Raw genomic sequence first — 15048 nt, 5'->3', positions numbered from 1 at the left:
CGTACCTGGCCCCAAACTAATGAACAAATCCAATCAGCAACTCCCCTTCGCTGACCTCATCAAAAGCGGTGAACCCGTGCTGGTCGAATTTTTTGCCACTTGGTGTGCGCCCTGCAAAGCACTGGCTCCCACGTTAAAACACCTTGGCGACAGAACGGGCGATAAGCTCAAGATCGTGAAGGTTGATATTGACCGTAGCCGTGCTGCTGCCACCAAATTCCAGATTCAGAGCGTGCCTACCATGATTCTCTTCAAAGATGGCAAAGTGGTCTGGCGCATTACGGGTGTCCAATCTATTGGCAAACTCGAAGCGTCGGTAAAACCATATTTATAGGGCAACGCAGTTCTACTAATAGCCAAAACGGCTCCGCATCAGGTACATATGCGGAGCCGTTTTGGCGTTGAATCGAATTAGTAGGTAGTAGTCTAAAGAATGAACGGTTTCGGGCTGAAGCACAGCAGGAATATCAACAACGCCAGCCAGCCAAGCAGTTTTCGTCCCGAACTAAGCGGCTCGTTTTGCTCCGTCTCGGGATGATAGACACCCAGAAAACGCCCCAGCACTACAGCAAATACCATAAACCCAATATACCCCTCCGCTTCGGGAAAGACGAACGTCACGGCAAACTGCGCCACAACCACCGATAAGCTGATGAGCAAGGCTGTAATGGGCCGATCGTTGATACGCGAGAAAGCCAGAAACAGCGCACCAACGTATAGAACCAGATCGAATAATTCATCGCGGAAGGCCTCGTCGTCGCCGGTGGCAAAGTCAGAGACCTTGAAATAACCCAGACCGGCGTAGAATACAAACCCAATAAACAGCGCCGGAGCCAGGGCATTGAACCGCTTTCGCCCAATAAGTGCGTAGAGCACGTGCCCCCCATCGAGTTGGCCAATCGGAATGAGGTTCAGCGAGGTGAAGAAAAGCGACAGGTAACCCGCCAGCAGATACGGATAATGAACCATCTCGTACGGGTGCGGCAACAGCGACTGATCAGCCACATAGGTCTTGAAAAACCAGAACAGCATATTATCACCTAGCGCCACCGCCGTTATGTTGCTTCCTTTTGCCTTTGCCTCTGCTATATTTTTGGTAATAAATTCACCATAATTCAGGCCATACTTCTTGTACTCGGGGTGAATCGTGAAGATGTAATCGATTGGCGGTAAATGTGTGAAGCCATACCACAACAGCAGTAAGGCCACCGCAAAACCAGCCAGCGGGCCAGCCACGCCAATATCAAAGTACTTCCGGCGGCTGCTGATATAATCCTGGATTCGGATGAACGCGCCCATTGTACCGATGCTCTGCCCCAGCCCGGTCCAGAAAGGGATGTAGTAGGGCAACGTAACCCGGACGTTGTTGGCCCGCGCCACGAAGTAATGGCCAAACTCATGAACCGTCAGCACCAGCAGAAACGGGATCGAGAAATTCAGCCCGGTCCAGAACTGCGGCCACCCTAATGATTTAAGATGATACTGCTGAATTGTCTTTGCCTCGTAGACCCACTCGGGCGGAATAAAATCCAAGCCATACATCCACTCGGCACCAGCGGCCGTAGTAGTGATTAGCGTAATTAAAAATAAAACAATGTGGATGAGGTACTTACGTGGTTGCATATGAACTGATTAGGCCCCGATTTCGTCGAGGTAATCCAGAATTGTTTTGGGCGCTACGACCTGCACCGCCCGGATACCTAACGCCGCTGCGGCCTGGATGTTCAGCAGATTGTCGTCAAGGAAAAGTGTTTCAGAAGGCTCCAGATTAGCCTGCTCCAGAACGTACCCGTAAATGTCGGGATTCGGCTTCAGCATTCTGACAATATGCGAATAATAGACCTGATCAAACAGCGATTCCAGGGATGGTTGCCCCAGTTCAGCCAGCCGATTATCAACTTCCCGGATGTGGATCGCGTTGGTATTACTCAACAGAAAGAGACGGTACTTACCCTTCAGCGACTGGATACGCTCGATGCGTTCGACGGGAAGGTCGAGCAGAACACTGTTCCAGGCCGTATCAATGATCTCATCGGCCCAGCGGTCAGGTTCGTCAGACTCATCCCGAACCAGCGAACGCACGGCCGCTCTGAAGGCTTCATCATCAACCAGCCCGGTTTCATACTGTTTCCAGATGCCGTGTTGTTTCCAGAGGGCCTCCATCTCGGCTTCGGTTCTGTTGGCCAGTTGAGCAAAATTTCGCAGCGGTGCCCGCAGGTCGATCGGAATGATGACGTCGCCCAGGTCAAAAATGATGTTTTTCATTTGGTTGTTAATTGGTTGATTGGTTAACTGGTTGATCGGTTAGCTAATCAACCAATTAACTAATCAACCAGTTAACCATTAAAGAATTCCTTCATCGGCAAAGCTCAGGTACGTTCGGTCGGTCACGATCAGGTGGTCAAGAACGGGAATATCCAGGAAACGACCGGCTTCTTTGAGCTTACGGGTCAGGTCTCTATCGGCCTGCGAGGGCGTCAGATTACCCGATGGATGGTTATGGACCAAAATAATACCGCTGGCCAGATACTCCAGCCCTACCTTGAAAATCAGCCGTGGATCAGCTACGGTGCCAGATATACCGCCTGCACTTATCTGCACCGGGCGCATCACTTCATTGGCCCGGTTAAGCAGCAATATCCAAAACTCTTCGTGGGGCTTGTCCATCAGGTAAGGCCGTACTTCTTCATACGCATCCCGCGAGCAGGTGATACGATGTCGCTCTGCGGGCGCCTGTTCGCGGCGGCGCCGACCCAGTTCCAGCGCCGCCACAATGCTGATTGCCCGCGCCTCGCCAATGCCCCGAAATTTCGACAGGTCTTTTACGCTCCGTTTAGCCAGTTCGTGCAGATTGTTGCCCACACCGTCGAGTACATTACGCGCTACGTCAACTGCCGAAAGTTCGGCCGTACCGGAATTGATCAGAATGGCTACCAGTTCGGCGTCAGACAAAGCGGCAATGCCTTTGAGCATTAGCTTTTCGCGGGGGCGATCTTCTTCAGCCCAGCTTTTTATACTGCGCAATGGCTGGTACGTGTTCATTTTTTTACGGCCTTGGAATGGTCATTACGTGTTGCTGTCATGACCTGATCAGCTGTCTAAAAGTAACGTACCTACCAACAAAAAACCTTATCCGCTTGGGCAGATAAGGTCTATCTCTGGAAGAACGAGAACCGGTAAGCTACAATTAAGCAGCCGTAGCGGGAGCCAGCTTGTTAACGAAACGAGTCAGTTTCGATTTGTTGTTGGCGGCTTTGTTCTTGTGGATGATGTTCTTTTTGGCCAACCGGTCGAGTTTCGAGATCACCGTCTTCAGCAGGTCACTTGCTTCGCTGTGATCGGTAGTGCCGCGAAGTTTTTTCACGAGGTTACGGCTAGTTACGGCCTGGTACCGGTTCAACAGACGCTTTTTGGCGTTGGTCCGGATTGCTTTCTTGGTATTCTTATGATTTGCCATTGACAGGACTTGGTTCGGTTTCCGAAATGAGTCCGCAAAGGTAAGCGTTTGAGCGCATTATCACAAACAGAAGCCGGATAGTTTCCCTGTTAAACAGCACGATAGAGGGAAAATTGCACCACCCATACGTTCTATTTGGCTAATCAACGAATGGTCAAAATTTAATTTGCCAAATAACTAAACCAGCAGTTGGTGTATTCTGTCAAATGTATAGATTTGTTCTTGTAACATATACCTAGCATGAGAACCGTAACATTTGAATCACTTCAGGCCGACCAAGCCTGGATGGTTGTGTCTGATCAGTTGAATCAGCGCAACACACTGCTCTCGCGGAGTATCTCCAAATTAGAGCAGCAACAGCAAACCTTACCAATTGCCAGCCGGTTAATGACCCTTCGGTATCACCTGCGCCAGAGCCTCCGTCGGTTGACAACCGAAAGCCGGCAATTACCCGCCACCACCGATCAGGCGGCGGCCCTGAACCGGCAATGGTGCCACATTCACGAGCTGTATTTCCTGCTTCGCCAGGTCGATGCCGAGCTGCTGAATGCCCGTGACGCAAGCGAGTCGCTCAATCAATGGCTCGAATCGCTCGAATCACGCGTTTATAAATCAGCGCTGGTTCATCTGAACTAACTTACCTGCTTTCTACCTGTAAACTCGCACTGCCACGAGCTAACCTTTCCGGCAGTACGAGTTTACAGTTGCTTTTGCCCGGCCGCCGGGTACGTAATCCGTTCATTCTTAACTATTACCCGTGGTGGAAGTTCTATACAGAAACACGACGTTATGAAGAAGGGATGGTTGGTTGCAGTAGGAATACTGCTTGTGCTGGGTATTGGTGGGTACGTATATTACAACAGCCTGAAAACAAAGGACCTATCAGAAGGGGGGGCGTATGATGGTACGCTGAAACCACGCCTTGAACTGAGTCGCTTCGATCTTACCGACGTGACTGATGAGTCTATTCTGATGAATATGTACCTGCTCATCGATAACCCGCTGCCAATTGGTTTCAAAGCCCGGAAAGTTGACTACACGCTCTATATCGACAACGAAGAGGTAGCTAAAGATGCGTATGACAAGACCATCGAAGTGAAGTCGCAGGACAGCACCGTGGTGGCGCTACCCGCCAGATTATTTTCAAAAAAATTGCTTAGCGTACTCAAACGCCTGGAAGCAGCCGGTACCGACAGCACCGACTACCGTGTACTGACTACGTTCGACCTGGACGTACCCATTGCCGGGGAGCGCACTTTTACCGTAACGCAGTCGATGCGGGCGCCGGTAGTTTATATTCCTGAATTTAAGGTGGCTGATATTGATCTGGGCAAATTCGGCCTGAACAAGACCGATGTGGCAGCAACAATTATTTGCACCAATAAAAACAAGCTCCCGTTCAACATTACCGACACGCACTACAGCGTAACCGTTGATGGCAAACTGATTGCAGAGGGTGATCAGCCGCAGCCCATTCTGATCAAAGCTCAGGGAGCAACCCCGTTTGTGGTGCCTATGACGGTGAAACCGGGCCAATCCTTGGGATTATTGCCCAAAATGCTTTTCGACAAGAAAGATACCCCCGTTGAGGTTGCTTTCCGCTGCAAAATTCTGGACAAGAGCGACAACCCGATGTTCAAAGAAAGCAAGATCGTGACCACCATCAAAGGATCTTTAGCCGACTTTGCCAAGCTGAAATAAACAGCTTTCTATCTGCACAGGCCTATAAAAAGCGGCGTCCTGTAGAGCTAATTCAAGCCCACAGAACGCCGCTTTATTCTTTTATCACTTACTAGTTAGCAACGGCAACGCGCTCACAAACGGCGTCCCAAAGCCCAATGCGGGCTTCCATACTCTGAATGGCCCAGTCGGTAGCTTCCTGCCAGCGCGTGGCATCGTTGGCGCATAACGCCATCACCATCTGCATGGCCAGGTGACTATGATGGTCGCCATCTACTTCGATATGCCGTTCCAGGTAGTATCGGAACGTACGCAGTTGGTCGGGCGCGTCTGCATCCAGCGACCGCACCAGATTCAGGAACATGTCGGGAATCAGGTCTTCACGTCCGAAGGTGAAAACCGATGCCAGTATGTGCGGTTTTTCGGTGGCAATGACATCAAACGTAAATTGGACAAACTGACGGACTCCTTCAGGTACGTCGGTTTCACGCAGGGCCTGCTGAACAGAGAGACCAGCAGCAAGTTTAGCAAGAAACTGGTCGATCGGGTCGGTGTCTGCGCCAAGCTGTTGCATGGCGATCCGGTACAGTTCGTAGTGACTGATGTGTGAATCAGTAAGGCCCAGCCACTCGGGGGCTTCGTCGCTTTCTTCGCCCGTTACGATCTCATTGATGAGGTAGCGAGTGCTACCCGCGCCAACGGGCACCCAGGGAACAGCTACGCTGGTGAGGTTACGTTGCAGTGCCTTCAGCAGCGACATAAAATCCCATACAGCAAAGGCATGATAAGTTGTTAGGTCGCGTAGCCCATCAAGGTCACAGACGGTGGCGTAAACGGGGTGATTGAGCAATCGCTGGCGTGTGGGTTCCAGAGCGGTTGTTAATTGGGCAAGCATAGCTTCCATGATAAAGTCACAGGTTATGTGTACGTATTATGTACGCGCTGTACAGCCAAAAGGTTTGCTTCAGGCCTTCCTTTCTCCGGCGTGAAATCGTACGTCAGGCTGTTCTTTTTCCTTTTTTGTATGCCTATTTGACTTTTCATCAATTCTACGTCTCAATACAGACGAAGTTGTTAACTGTTTTTTACCCGTAGCCTTCCGCGTTATCTTAGTAACCAACCCACCACCTTAATATGCCATTACATGTACGTTATTTTGTTCTGCCGCCACTTCTTGTACTTTTCTACGCCCCACTGATTGCCCAGACGGTTATCTCGACTCAAGCGCTTGGCCAGACTTCGGTTTGCCCTACTTCCGAAATTGATATTCCTTTTTCGTTATCAGGTACGATTGGGGCAAGCAACAAGTTTTCGATACAGTTCAGCAGAGGTTCAGAACTAACCACGCTGCCCGCCAGCACAGTGGTAGGAAACCCAACAACGGGCCAGTACACGGCCTCGGTTGCCTTGCTTAATTTGCTGGCAACAGGTACATATAAGGTCAGAGTGGTCATCAGTAATCCCACCACGGTTGGGTCAGACAGTCCCACATCGCTGTTTATCAAAACACAGCCTGCATCTGCCCCCACCCTGTTGGCGCAATCGAGTGGTAACTACACCAGCCAGTATACGTTTTGCCAGAATGACTCGCCCCTGTCTTTGTCGTCGCTGGTGGGACCAATTCCTGATAATTACCGGATTCTTTACGACCAGGGAACTGCTCTGGCCAGCACCAGTCAGCGCACGTTTGTGGCCCCCGTGATCAACCCAGCTAATGTTGGCCGAGCGACGTATAATTTCAGGTACGTGGCGATAGACGAGAGTAAGGGTTGTAATCTGGTTGACCAGCCGGGTTCAGTATCTTACCTGACCACAGAGATAAAAATCAGGCCAGCGGCTCCCTCGCTCTCGGTTTCCTCGTTCACTTATTGCCAGAACCAGCCGGCCACCCAGATAGCAGCTACGGTCACCCATGCCGGCGCAGATCTCACCTGGTATAATTCGTTGGGCACACCATTGGCAGGATCAACATTAACGCCCGCTACCACGTCGGCAGGTACGTCTGTTTATCGGGTTACTCAGTCGGTCGACCGGTGCGAGAGTGCGCCTGCTTCGGTAAGTGTGATCGTTCGGGCACTATCAGAGGCTCCCACTGCCCCCAAAACGCTGATTGAGCTATGCCGGGGCGCAACCGCCGAGCCATTGATGGCTACTGGTACCAATCTGATCTGGACAGACCCCAGCGGCACCACATCCACAGTTGGGCCAATTCCGTCGACCTTGAACGCCAGTAAAACGGGCGATGGCGATATCTATTACGTGTCGCAACTAAGCACGAACGGATGCCCAAGCGCCCGACTCGCTATCCGGGTAATTGTTCAGGCGTCTCCTACCCTATCATTATCGGGCGGCCGGAACATCAATCTGGGCATTGAACTCCCGCTTCAACTTTCGTTTACCGGCACCGGGCCTTATAAGTACCAAATCACCACCACACCGGCAACGACAACACTGACGGGGGTAGCCACGAAAGACACAACGCTGTTACTACTGCCCACGCGGTCAACCGTTTACCAGGTTACGGAGGTCAATAACGGCTGTGGTGTTGGCTTGCCTGGCAATCCGGCTACAGCCACAGTGGTCGTGCTGGTCCCCACCATTCGTACCCTAACGCTGCAGTCTGCAACCGCCTGTGCAGGGAGCACTATCACGGCTGTTTTCCAAACCGCAGGTACGTTCAATCCGGGCAGTGTATTTCGCCTTCAGCTTGCCCAGACGAACCCAGACAGCTCGAAGCTTATTTATAACAATCTGGTAATCACCCAACAGGTGGGCAATAGCCAACTGACTGGTGTGTTGCCCGCCACGGCTACGTCGGGTACATATCTGGTACGGGTAAGCGCAACAAATCCGAAAATTCCGATTATCGGTACGCCCAGCGCCACTACACTCACGGTGCTTGGCCCCACATCGGCCAGTATGACCACCTCAACGCCCGCCATAAGCGATGGCGGTGTTGGAAAGCTAGCCATACATTTTACCGGCGACGGCCCCTGGACGTTTTCGTACCGCGATAGCACCACTACGCTTGGTGCCATCCAGACCGTAACGACAGCAACAAACCCCTACCTGATCGACGTGAACCCCACCCGCACAACATCGTATCAGCTAACCAGCCTGAGCAACGGCTGTAGTCTGAACACAAATATTCCGGGTCGGGTAGTTATTACGGTATCGCCATTGCTCGCAGTTGAACCTCTGGCCAGTTTAGTGACGGTCTTCCCTGTGCCGGCTACCACTCTGCTCAGCATACAATTAGACCCATCCCTGCTGAATGAACCGGCTACCCTGCTGCTGCTTGATGAGCAAGGGCATACAGTACTGACGAAATCCACCAAACAGCCAAGCACACCGCTATCGCTGGCAGAACAACCTGCTGGCGTTTACCTGCTGCAGGTGCTGATCAACGGGCAGAAAATTGTCCGCCGCGTGGTGAAGCAATAGGCTCGTTGACCAGCCGTTCCAACGGGGTCGTTTACTGCGGCTACCTGATGAGCGGTTTCGATTGAAAGGCCTGCACCAGCAACCAAACGGCCACAAACCCGTAAAATAGACCAAGCAGAAAAGTTGCTTTGGTGTTTTTCAGCAGATACCAGGAGAGTATAGGCAGTACCTGAAGAGCATGCATGCCCACAAAATGCGCAACACGAAGGTCGCCAAACAGCCTGCTCCAGTTCAATAACGGGAGACCCGGTCCGCCGTCTGGACCGCCAACGGTATGCGTTAACCGGCCCCCCATGGCAAAGCCTTCGAAGGCAAAAATAACGAACAGCAAAATGCCCAGCCGGATGCCCCAGACATAGTAATCTGGCAGATCCGGAAAGTTTGTCTGAAAAAATAATAGCCCAATATACCCCGTCCATAACACCACAATGGTGATCGCCACGGCCATTGCACTATAGAGGGCGGCGTACATTGGGCTACTGATATTGAAGTGAGAAAGCTGCCCCCGCCCGGCCTGCACCACAATATAGAGCAGTTCAAACCCCAGCAGGCTAATCACGACCCAGTTGTACCAGTAAACTGTCCGGGGCGCGTTCAGGTAAGCACAATACCAGGCCATGGTCCAGGTAAAGAGCCCAATAGAGAGGGCAAACTTGAGCGGTTTGTACCAGGCATTGACGCCCAGTACCTGAACGTTGGTGAATTGGATCAGACCGATACAGGCCACTGCGACCCCAAAACAAACAAGGCCGAAGATGTATAAAGGTTCGTTTCTGCCCTCAAGACTATCAAGTATATTTTTCATGCGAGTTAGCAGATTACCAATCATTGAGCCACAAAGTACGGAGTAATAGTGCAGAGATATACACTGGTTAGTGACTGACAACGTACCCAGACATAGTACGTTGCGCGGGTTTATTGCTGAACTTTGCTCCTCAGCTGCCAACTGTGGCAGGTTTTATGCTGCTCACCGCCTGATTACCCGTGTTCCATTGATTGATTTTCACAAAATAGCGACCCACTGCCAAACGGCACTTATCGACGAATGTCTGCCATTCTGGCTCAGACATGCCTGCGATGGACTTGGTGGTGGCTATTTCGACTATCTGACGACCGACGGAACATCAATTGATGCCAATAAAAACGTGGCCCGGCAGGCCGAGCAGGTCTGGGCTTTTGCCTATCTCTATAGCCACATAGACGCCCAGCCTGACTGGCTCGACCATGCACTTCATGGAGCCGATTTTCTGGCCGAACACGCCCATACGCCACAGATGGCCTGCTACACGTACCTGGACCGACTGGGTAACCCAACGGTAGACCCTGGTTCGCTACAGACACCGATAAACGATCCGTTGACAGGCGCACGGGTGGCGGCAGCGTATGCCCAGATTCACCAGGCAACCGGCGACGACCAGTGGGCCATGCTGGCGAAACAGACATTCCAGGTTAGCCTGCGGCACTACCAGGCAGACCGGGAAGCGCAGTTCACCGCACCAACAGATCGGCCTCAACCAGTACGCCACCTGAGCCAGCCGCTGGCCCTGCTCAGAGCACTGGTTGATGCGCGCCCACTGTTTGCCGCTACAGACTGGAAAGAAGTGACAGAACCATTACTTGATGAGATTCTGAACGAGTTTCTCGATAAACGGCACGACATTCTGCGTGAGTTTGTGGGGCCGGGCGGGGCATTTAGCAATACGCCCGAAGGTCGGCGTGTAGCAACAGGCCTCACGATGGAAGCAGCAACCCTGATGATCGATGTAGGTACGTTGCTGGGAAACAGAAAGCTTACCTTACAGGCAACTAACTGGTGCCTGCGTACCTGCGAATGGGCCTGGCCACTGCGCCCCGAGGGGCGAACCGAAGAGCGGCAGGGGCTGGCCCGGTGGCTCGACTGGAAAGATCAGCCGATAACCGCTGAAGGGGAGAGCTACCGCCTGGCGGGCGATCATCTTCTGGCATTGGCCGCCCTCACCAATGGCTATTGGCATACCCGCCACCCCGAAGCCCCGCGCTGGATAAAGCGGATCTACGAATACACCTTCCAGCATTTTCCCGACGCACGCCAGAACGACAGCTGGCATCTGGCCCTGACGGCTCAGTTGCAGCCTGTCAACTCGTTCAAAGCAACGGCCGGAACAGGGTGTTACGCGCTGATTCGCGGGCTGGCCAGCACCTGGCAGCACCTGGATCAGTGCGCGCGCTTACAACCGGTTGGCCTACGCGGGGTAGGTGTATAATCCCCGATTTTGGTATCTTGCAACACCCCTAAACCACGCTATACTGTGCTCTACGTTGTCCATGCCTATGATGGCACCGGCCCAAACGCCCTGGATCATCGAATGACCATCCGCCCCGCTCATTTCGAAGGAGCACGACGGTTAAAAGCCGCTGGTCAGTTTATTCTAGGCGGCGCCCTGCTCGACCCTGAAGGCCGCATGATCGGTTCGATGATGCTACTCGACTTTGCCGACGAGGCGCAACTTCAGGAGTGGCTTTCCTGGGAACCGTACGTACAAAATAAGGTGTGGGAACGAATCGACATCAAGCCTTTTCGCCAGGCAGACATATGAACCATCTCTATCCATCTGTCTTCCTGCTGATTGGGCTAGCATCGTGCCAGCAAAAGCAACCCGATACCGTCACCACCTCAACCGATTCGCTGGTGAGCAAGGCGTCAATCATTCAGTCGGCATCAGAAACACCCGGCCCTTCGCCCGAGAATTTCCTGGTCATTCCGGGCCTCCAGGTGGGCTCTGTCAACGCCAGTGCTACAGAAGCCAGCCTCATTGCCTTATTAGGCCAGGCAAACGTTACGCGCGACACGATCTACGTGGCCGAGGGTAACTACGAGATAGGCACAACGCTCTTCAAGAATACCGCCGATCAGGCCCAGATTTTGTGGGCCGACAAACGGCGCTTTGCCCGCCCCGAGACCGTCATGCTTCGGCCAGCCCATGACCAGGACGGCAACCTGTTGCCAGGCACAGCCGGGTCTGCTACCCAGTGGATCACCGATAAAGGAATAAAACTGGGAATGTCGCTCCAGGATGTGGAGAAACTTAACGGCCGCGCCTTTAGCGTATATGGCTTCGGCTGGGACTACGGCGGGCTGACCTCTGGCTGGAAAGGCGGCGCGCTGGAAGAAAAAGACGGAAAAAGCTTTATCGGCGTAGGGTTCGGCGTACCGGAATCGCTAACCGGCCAGCAGGAGAAACTCTATGAATCGCTACTGGGCGATCAGGAATTTCTCTCCAGTAACCCAGCCATGCATACCTTGAATCCTACTGTACAAAACCTGACTGTTTCCTTTAAATGACCCCATCCACCAGCTTTCGAATTTACCAGCTCGATGCTTTTACCGATCTGCTTTACACAGGTAACCCGGCGGCAGTTGTACCACTGACCGACCAGAACGAATGGTTGCCCGACGATCGAATGCAGGCAATTGCCGCCGAGAATAACCTGGCCGAAACCGCTTTCTACATCCGTACCGAAACGGGATATCATATCCGTTGGTTTACCCCAACTGTTGAGGTTGACCTTTGTGGACATGCTACGCTAGCAACCGGGTACGTTGTTTTCTTCCTCGAAGAAAAACCCGAGGAGGCTAAAATCACGTTCGATTCTAAGAGCGGGCCGCTTACCGTTTGCCGCGACAGTGACGGCTGGCTGGTGCTCGACTTCCCGGCCGATGTTCTCCATAAAGCCGCCGTTCAGCCTCCGGCCCTGTCGGCCGGCTTACGAGGACCCAAACCATTGGAGATTCACAAGGGTAAAACCGATTTCATGGTGGTATACGCCACCCAGGCCGATGTGGAAGCGCTCGCCCCCGATTTCCGTGAGTTGGTAACCGTACCGGCACGGGGCATTATCGTTACGGCTCCCGGCATCGACGTTGATTTTGTTTCGCGCTTTTTCGCCCCGCAGTCAGGCATCGACGAGGATCCCGTCACGGGGTCAGCTCACACAACACTGATACCTTACTGGGCTGACAAACTGGCAAAGACTGATTTAACAGCCCGGCAACTGTCGGCACGGGGTGGCTATCTGCGCTGTAAACTCCATTCCGACGGTACCCGCGTTGATATTGGCGGACAGGTGCAATTGTACCTCAAGGGCGAACTGGCAAATCACGTTTGACAGACCATTCATAGTTAAAAAAAGGTCGATAGCTAGGTTATCGACCTTTTTTATGCGCTACGCGAGGGCGTAAACGATTGCTTCTTCCTGCAACAGAGGATTATCCCCGGCTGACTGCTCTGCCGAGTAAATGGTAGATGCCCAACATGCCAGCGTAACACGACTAACTATCGTTAGTTCACGAAATGGATGACCGTTTGCTAAGTCGATTGTCGGAAAAAAGCTCGTCAGCAAATGCATACGTTACAGTTATACAGGTAGTTACATCCATTTCAGGGTACCAGACAATACCATATGTAATTCTTATTTCTCATATGTATATTTCTACGTTTTACAGTTACATTATTTATACTACATTGAGCCATAAACCAACTAATCAATATGCGAAAGATTATACTGCCGATAGTTTGTATGGCACTTATTGGTGCTGTCTCATCCTGTTTCGACCCAAATGTCGACCAATCTTCATCTGCCACAAATCAGAATGCGCGGCAAGGTGATGAGCCCCGTGCCTGCGCCAGTATGGACGTGCTGGCTGAGAACATTAAGGAAAACCCCAGTATTGCCAACAAACTGGAAGAGATTGACAAGCACGCCGAACGGTTTGCCCAGCGTAATGGCCGTGCTGCCGCAACGGCCTACTCTGGTGTTGTGACTATTCCTGTGCGCGTGCACGTGATTTACAATTCAGCGAAGGAAAACATCAGCGATGCGCAGATTCAATCGCAGATTACGGTGCTGAACCGCGATTACAGCAAGACAAACAGCGATATAAGTTTACTACCGGGTGTATTTTCAGGCCTGGCTTCGAACATGCAGATCCAGTTCACGCTGGCTGGTATTGACCGCAAATCATCAACCAAAACGTCGTGGGGTACGCGCGACGCCATGAAAAGCAGCAAGAAAGGCGGCGTTGATCCCATCGATCCGGCCCACAATCTGAATATCTGGATTTGTAATATCGGGGGTGGCATTCTCGGCTACGCGCAGTTTCCTGGTGGTTTAGCCGCAACAGACGGGGTTGTTATTGGTCCGCAGTATTTCGGCAGCAGCAGCATTGTTACCACGGGCGGCTACTTTGCAGCTCCCTATGATAAGGGTCGTACGGCAACTCACGAAGTTGGCCACTGGTTAAACCTACGTCATATCTGGGGCGATGCCAGTTGCGGTAACGATTTAGTAGCCGATACCCCTACGCAGCAGACCTCAAATTTCGGTTGCCCGTCGTTCCCTCACGTTACCTGTGGTAATGGCGCCAACGGTGATCTGTTCATGAACTACATGGACTACACTAATGATCTCTGCATGTATATGTTCACCAACGGACAGACGACGCGCAGCCGCGCACTGTTTGCTTCTGACGGTTCCCGCAACACATTCGTACAATGATCGAATAACCGGCCTACCAGAAAATAGCCCGCCAGGTACGTACCTGTCGGGCTATTTTCTGGTAGGCACACGAGCTACATCAATCAATATTTCTTCATCACCTTCACTAGCCGGCGTGTAATCAATTCGTAGCCCGAGTCGGACGGGTGCAGACCATCATACGTTTTATCGACCGCTTCAAGTGGATACGGATACTCGTCTGTTTCCGGGTTAAACGGCACATCGATGAATGTGGGATAGGGGTAATTGGTGTACGTACCTGTTTGAGGGTCTTTCAGGCGTTTGTATTTAACCAACTGCTTCACACCCAGCCCTTTCAGGTGATACAGATCTACTACCGTTATGCGATCGAACCGGCCAATCGAGTCAATGGCATTGGCGAAGGATTCGAGATATTGACCGTTTTTGGCTTTATATGATCCATACGCGTTGTTTTTATAATTGGTGAGGTAGACAAAGTCAGCCCGTTGCATGGGCGTAATCAGCACAATGTGCGCCGCCGGGTTGAGGCTTCGGAGCTTATCGATGATAATTCGGAACGAGCCACATACGGTTGTGCTACCGGTGTTGTTTTGGTAATCCACTAAACGCCCCAACGGCTTGCCTCCCCACCAGTCGTTCGTACCTAAGAAGACAGAATAAATATCCGACTTAGCCAAACCCAGTGTCTCGATCGACTGGGCAATGCGCACGGCCGTCCAGCCATTATGGCCTTGATTGGTGTAGTGGATATAGGGAAGTTTTTCAACAACCCGGGTCATGTATCCCTTCGTAATTCGATTGCCCGTCTGATCCAGATGCTCATTCAGGTACGTTATCGAATCGCCGAGGGCTGTCCAGGTTAGTTCTTTACGATCGAACGAGCTTAACAGGCAGATCAGCGACAGGTAGGTGAGCAGTTTTTTCATGATATGCGGTTAAGAATTACCGCT

General features: G+C 52.1%; 16 protein-coding genes. 9 read left to right on the top strand and 7 right to left on the bottom strand.

All coding sequences use genetic code 11. The features are described from left to right. Nucleotides 1-19: 19 nt before the first annotated feature. Nucleotides 20-334 carry a thioredoxin gene (trxA, locus tag J2I46_RS10060; protein WP_207328869.1) on the top strand — a complete coding sequence of 105 codons (315 nt, stop codon included), beginning with the start codon at nucleotides 20-22 and terminating at the stop codon, nucleotides 332-334. Between the two features lie 92 nt (nucleotides 335-426). Here the strand turns inward: trxA and J2I46_RS10055 are convergent, their stop codons facing one another. From J2I46_RS10055 to rpsT, 4 genes are all read right to left on the bottom strand, one after another. Further along, nucleotides 427-1623 carry a site-2 protease family protein gene (locus tag J2I46_RS10055; protein WP_207328868.1) on the bottom strand — a complete coding sequence of 399 codons (1197 nt, stop codon included), beginning with the start codon at nucleotides 1621-1623 and terminating at the stop codon, nucleotides 427-429. A 9-nt stretch (nucleotides 1624-1632) separates the two neighbouring features. Next, nucleotides 1633-2265 (bottom strand): HAD family hydrolase, encoded by a 633-nt coding sequence (locus J2I46_RS10050; RefSeq protein ID WP_207328867.1) that lies wholly within the window; start codon nucleotides 2263-2265, stop codon nucleotides 1633-1635. A gap of 78 nt (nucleotides 2266-2343) precedes the next feature. Further along, a complete protein-coding gene (gene radC / locus J2I46_RS10045; protein ID WP_207328866.1) occupies nucleotides 2344-3042 on the bottom strand; it encodes a RadC family protein in 699 nt (232 codons plus the stop codon). A gap of 145 nt (nucleotides 3043-3187) precedes the next feature. Continuing rightward, nucleotides 3188-3457 (bottom strand): 30S ribosomal protein S20, encoded by a 270-nt coding sequence (rpsT, locus tag J2I46_RS10040; protein WP_207328865.1) that lies wholly within the window; start codon nucleotides 3455-3457, stop codon nucleotides 3188-3190. A 240-nt stretch (nucleotides 3458-3697) separates the two neighbouring features. Here rpsT and J2I46_RS10035 point away from each other — a divergent pair, with 240 nt between their 5' ends. After that, nucleotides 3698-4093: a hypothetical protein gene (locus J2I46_RS10035; protein WP_207328864.1), complete on the top strand. Its 396-nt coding sequence runs from the start codon at nucleotides 3698-3700 to the stop codon at nucleotides 4091-4093. 153 nt (nucleotides 4094-4246) lie between these two features. Then, the gene (locus J2I46_RS10030) at nucleotides 4247-5158 is read left to right on the top strand and encodes an LEA/WHy family protein (protein WP_207328863.1); all 912 of its coding nucleotides are present in this window, start codon (nucleotides 4247-4249) and stop codon (nucleotides 5156-5158) included. A gap of 91 nt (nucleotides 5159-5249) precedes the next feature. Here J2I46_RS10030 and J2I46_RS10025 read toward each other — a convergent pair whose 3' ends face one another. Continuing rightward, complete coding sequence (locus tag J2I46_RS10025) at nucleotides 5250-6041, bottom strand: DUF3050 domain-containing protein (RefSeq protein ID WP_207328862.1); 792 nt, start codon at nucleotides 6039-6041, stop codon at nucleotides 5250-5252. 230 nt (nucleotides 6042-6271) lie between these two features. Between J2I46_RS10025 and J2I46_RS10020 the strand changes: the two genes are divergently transcribed. Next, nucleotides 6272-8581, top strand: a complete 2310-nt coding sequence (locus J2I46_RS10020) for a T9SS type A sorting domain-containing protein (RefSeq protein ID WP_207328861.1) — start codon at nucleotides 6272-6274, stop codon at nucleotides 8579-8581. A gap of 40 nt (nucleotides 8582-8621) precedes the next feature. Here J2I46_RS10020 and J2I46_RS10015 read toward each other — a convergent pair whose 3' ends face one another. Next, nucleotides 8622-9386 carry a hypothetical protein gene (locus tag J2I46_RS10015; protein WP_207328860.1) on the bottom strand — a complete coding sequence of 255 codons (765 nt, stop codon included), beginning with the start codon at nucleotides 9384-9386 and terminating at the stop codon, nucleotides 8622-8624. A gap of 187 nt (nucleotides 9387-9573) precedes the next feature. On the opposite strand from J2I46_RS10015, the gene J2I46_RS10010 reads away from it, so the two are divergent. The 5 genes from J2I46_RS10010 to J2I46_RS09990 all read left to right on the top strand — a co-directional run bounded on the left by J2I46_RS10010 (nucleotide 9574) and on the right by J2I46_RS09990 (nucleotide 14116). After that, nucleotides 9574-10824, top strand: coding sequence for an AGE family epimerase/isomerase (locus J2I46_RS10010; protein ID WP_207328859.1), 1251 nt, complete (start codon nucleotides 9574-9576; stop codon nucleotides 10822-10824). 45 nt (nucleotides 10825-10869) lie between these two features. After that, nucleotides 10870-11157 carry a YciI family protein gene (locus tag J2I46_RS10005; RefSeq protein WP_207328858.1) on the top strand — a complete coding sequence of 96 codons (288 nt, stop codon included), beginning with the start codon at nucleotides 10870-10872 and terminating at the stop codon, nucleotides 11155-11157. Then, nucleotides 11154-11903 carry a hypothetical protein gene (locus J2I46_RS10000; RefSeq protein ID WP_207328857.1) on the top strand — a complete coding sequence of 250 codons (750 nt, stop codon included), beginning with the start codon at nucleotides 11154-11156 and terminating at the stop codon, nucleotides 11901-11903. The genes J2I46_RS10005 and J2I46_RS10000 overlap by 4 nt, the downstream gene beginning before the upstream one ends. Further along, nucleotides 11900-12727, top strand: a complete 828-nt coding sequence (locus tag J2I46_RS09995; protein ID WP_207328856.1) for a PhzF family protein — start codon at nucleotides 11900-11902, stop codon at nucleotides 12725-12727. The genes J2I46_RS10000 and J2I46_RS09995 overlap by 4 nt, the downstream gene beginning before the upstream one ends. A 381-nt stretch (nucleotides 12728-13108) precedes the next feature. After that, on the top strand, nucleotides 13109-14116 hold the full coding sequence (locus J2I46_RS09990) for a zinc metalloprotease (protein WP_207328855.1): 1008 nt from the start codon (nucleotides 13109-13111) through the stop codon (nucleotides 14114-14116). 83 nt (nucleotides 14117-14199) lie between these two features. On the opposite strand, the gene J2I46_RS09985 is transcribed toward J2I46_RS09990, so the two are convergent. Next, nucleotides 14200-15024, bottom strand: a complete 825-nt coding sequence (locus J2I46_RS09985) for an SGNH/GDSL hydrolase family protein (protein ID WP_207328854.1) — start codon at nucleotides 15022-15024, stop codon at nucleotides 14200-14202. Between the last annotated feature and the right edge of the window lie 24 nt (nucleotides 15025-15048).

Origin of the sequence: Fibrella forsythiae, assembly GCF_017353175.1 — a bacterium.
GTDB lineage: Bacteria > Bacteroidota > Bacteroidia > Cytophagales > Spirosomataceae > Fibrella > Fibrella forsythiae.
Note: the sequence above shows the minus strand (reverse complement) of the source record. Positions and strands in the feature narration are given on the sequence as shown.

Excerpts from the sequence above, each read along its gene's own strand:
- trxA (WP_207328869.1), top strand. The coding sequence starts at position 20 with ATGAACAAATCCAATCAGCAACTCCCCTTCGCTGACCTCATCAAAAGC.
- J2I46_RS10055 (WP_207328868.1), bottom strand. The coding sequence starts at position 1,623 with ATGCAACCACGTAAGTACCTCATCCACATTGTTTTATTTTTAATTACG.
- J2I46_RS10050 (WP_207328867.1), bottom strand. The coding sequence starts at position 2,265 with ATGAAAAACATCATTTTTGACCTGGGCGACGTCATCATTCCGATCGAC.
- radC (WP_207328866.1), bottom strand. The coding sequence starts at position 3,042 with ATGAACACGTACCAGCCATTGCGCAGTATAAAAAGCTGGGCTGAAGAA.
- rpsT (WP_207328865.1), bottom strand. The coding sequence starts at position 3,457 with ATGGCAAATCATAAGAATACCAAGAAAGCAATCCGGACCAACGCCAAA.
- J2I46_RS10035 (WP_207328864.1), top strand. The coding sequence starts at position 3,698 with ATGAGAACCGTAACATTTGAATCACTTCAGGCCGACCAAGCCTGGATG.
- J2I46_RS10030 (WP_207328863.1), top strand. The coding sequence starts at position 4,247 with ATGAAGAAGGGATGGTTGGTTGCAGTAGGAATACTGCTTGTGCTGGGT.
- J2I46_RS10025 (WP_207328862.1), bottom strand. The coding sequence starts at position 6,041 with ATGGAAGCTATGCTTGCCCAATTAACAACCGCTCTGGAACCCACACGC.
- J2I46_RS10020 (WP_207328861.1), top strand. The coding sequence starts at position 6,272 with ATGCCATTACATGTACGTTATTTTGTTCTGCCGCCACTTCTTGTACTT.
- J2I46_RS10015 (WP_207328860.1), bottom strand. The coding sequence starts at position 9,386 with ATGAAAAATATACTTGATAGTCTTGAGGGCAGAAACGAACCTTTATAC.
- J2I46_RS10000 (WP_207328857.1), top strand. The coding sequence starts at position 11,154 with ATGAACCATCTCTATCCATCTGTCTTCCTGCTGATTGGGCTAGCATCG.
- J2I46_RS09995 (WP_207328856.1), top strand. The coding sequence starts at position 11,900 with ATGACCCCATCCACCAGCTTTCGAATTTACCAGCTCGATGCTTTTACC.
- J2I46_RS09990 (WP_207328855.1), top strand. The coding sequence starts at position 13,109 with ATGCGAAAGATTATACTGCCGATAGTTTGTATGGCACTTATTGGTGCT.
- J2I46_RS09985 (WP_207328854.1), bottom strand. The coding sequence starts at position 15,024 with ATGAAAAAACTGCTCACCTACCTGTCGCTGATCTGCCTGTTAAGCTCG.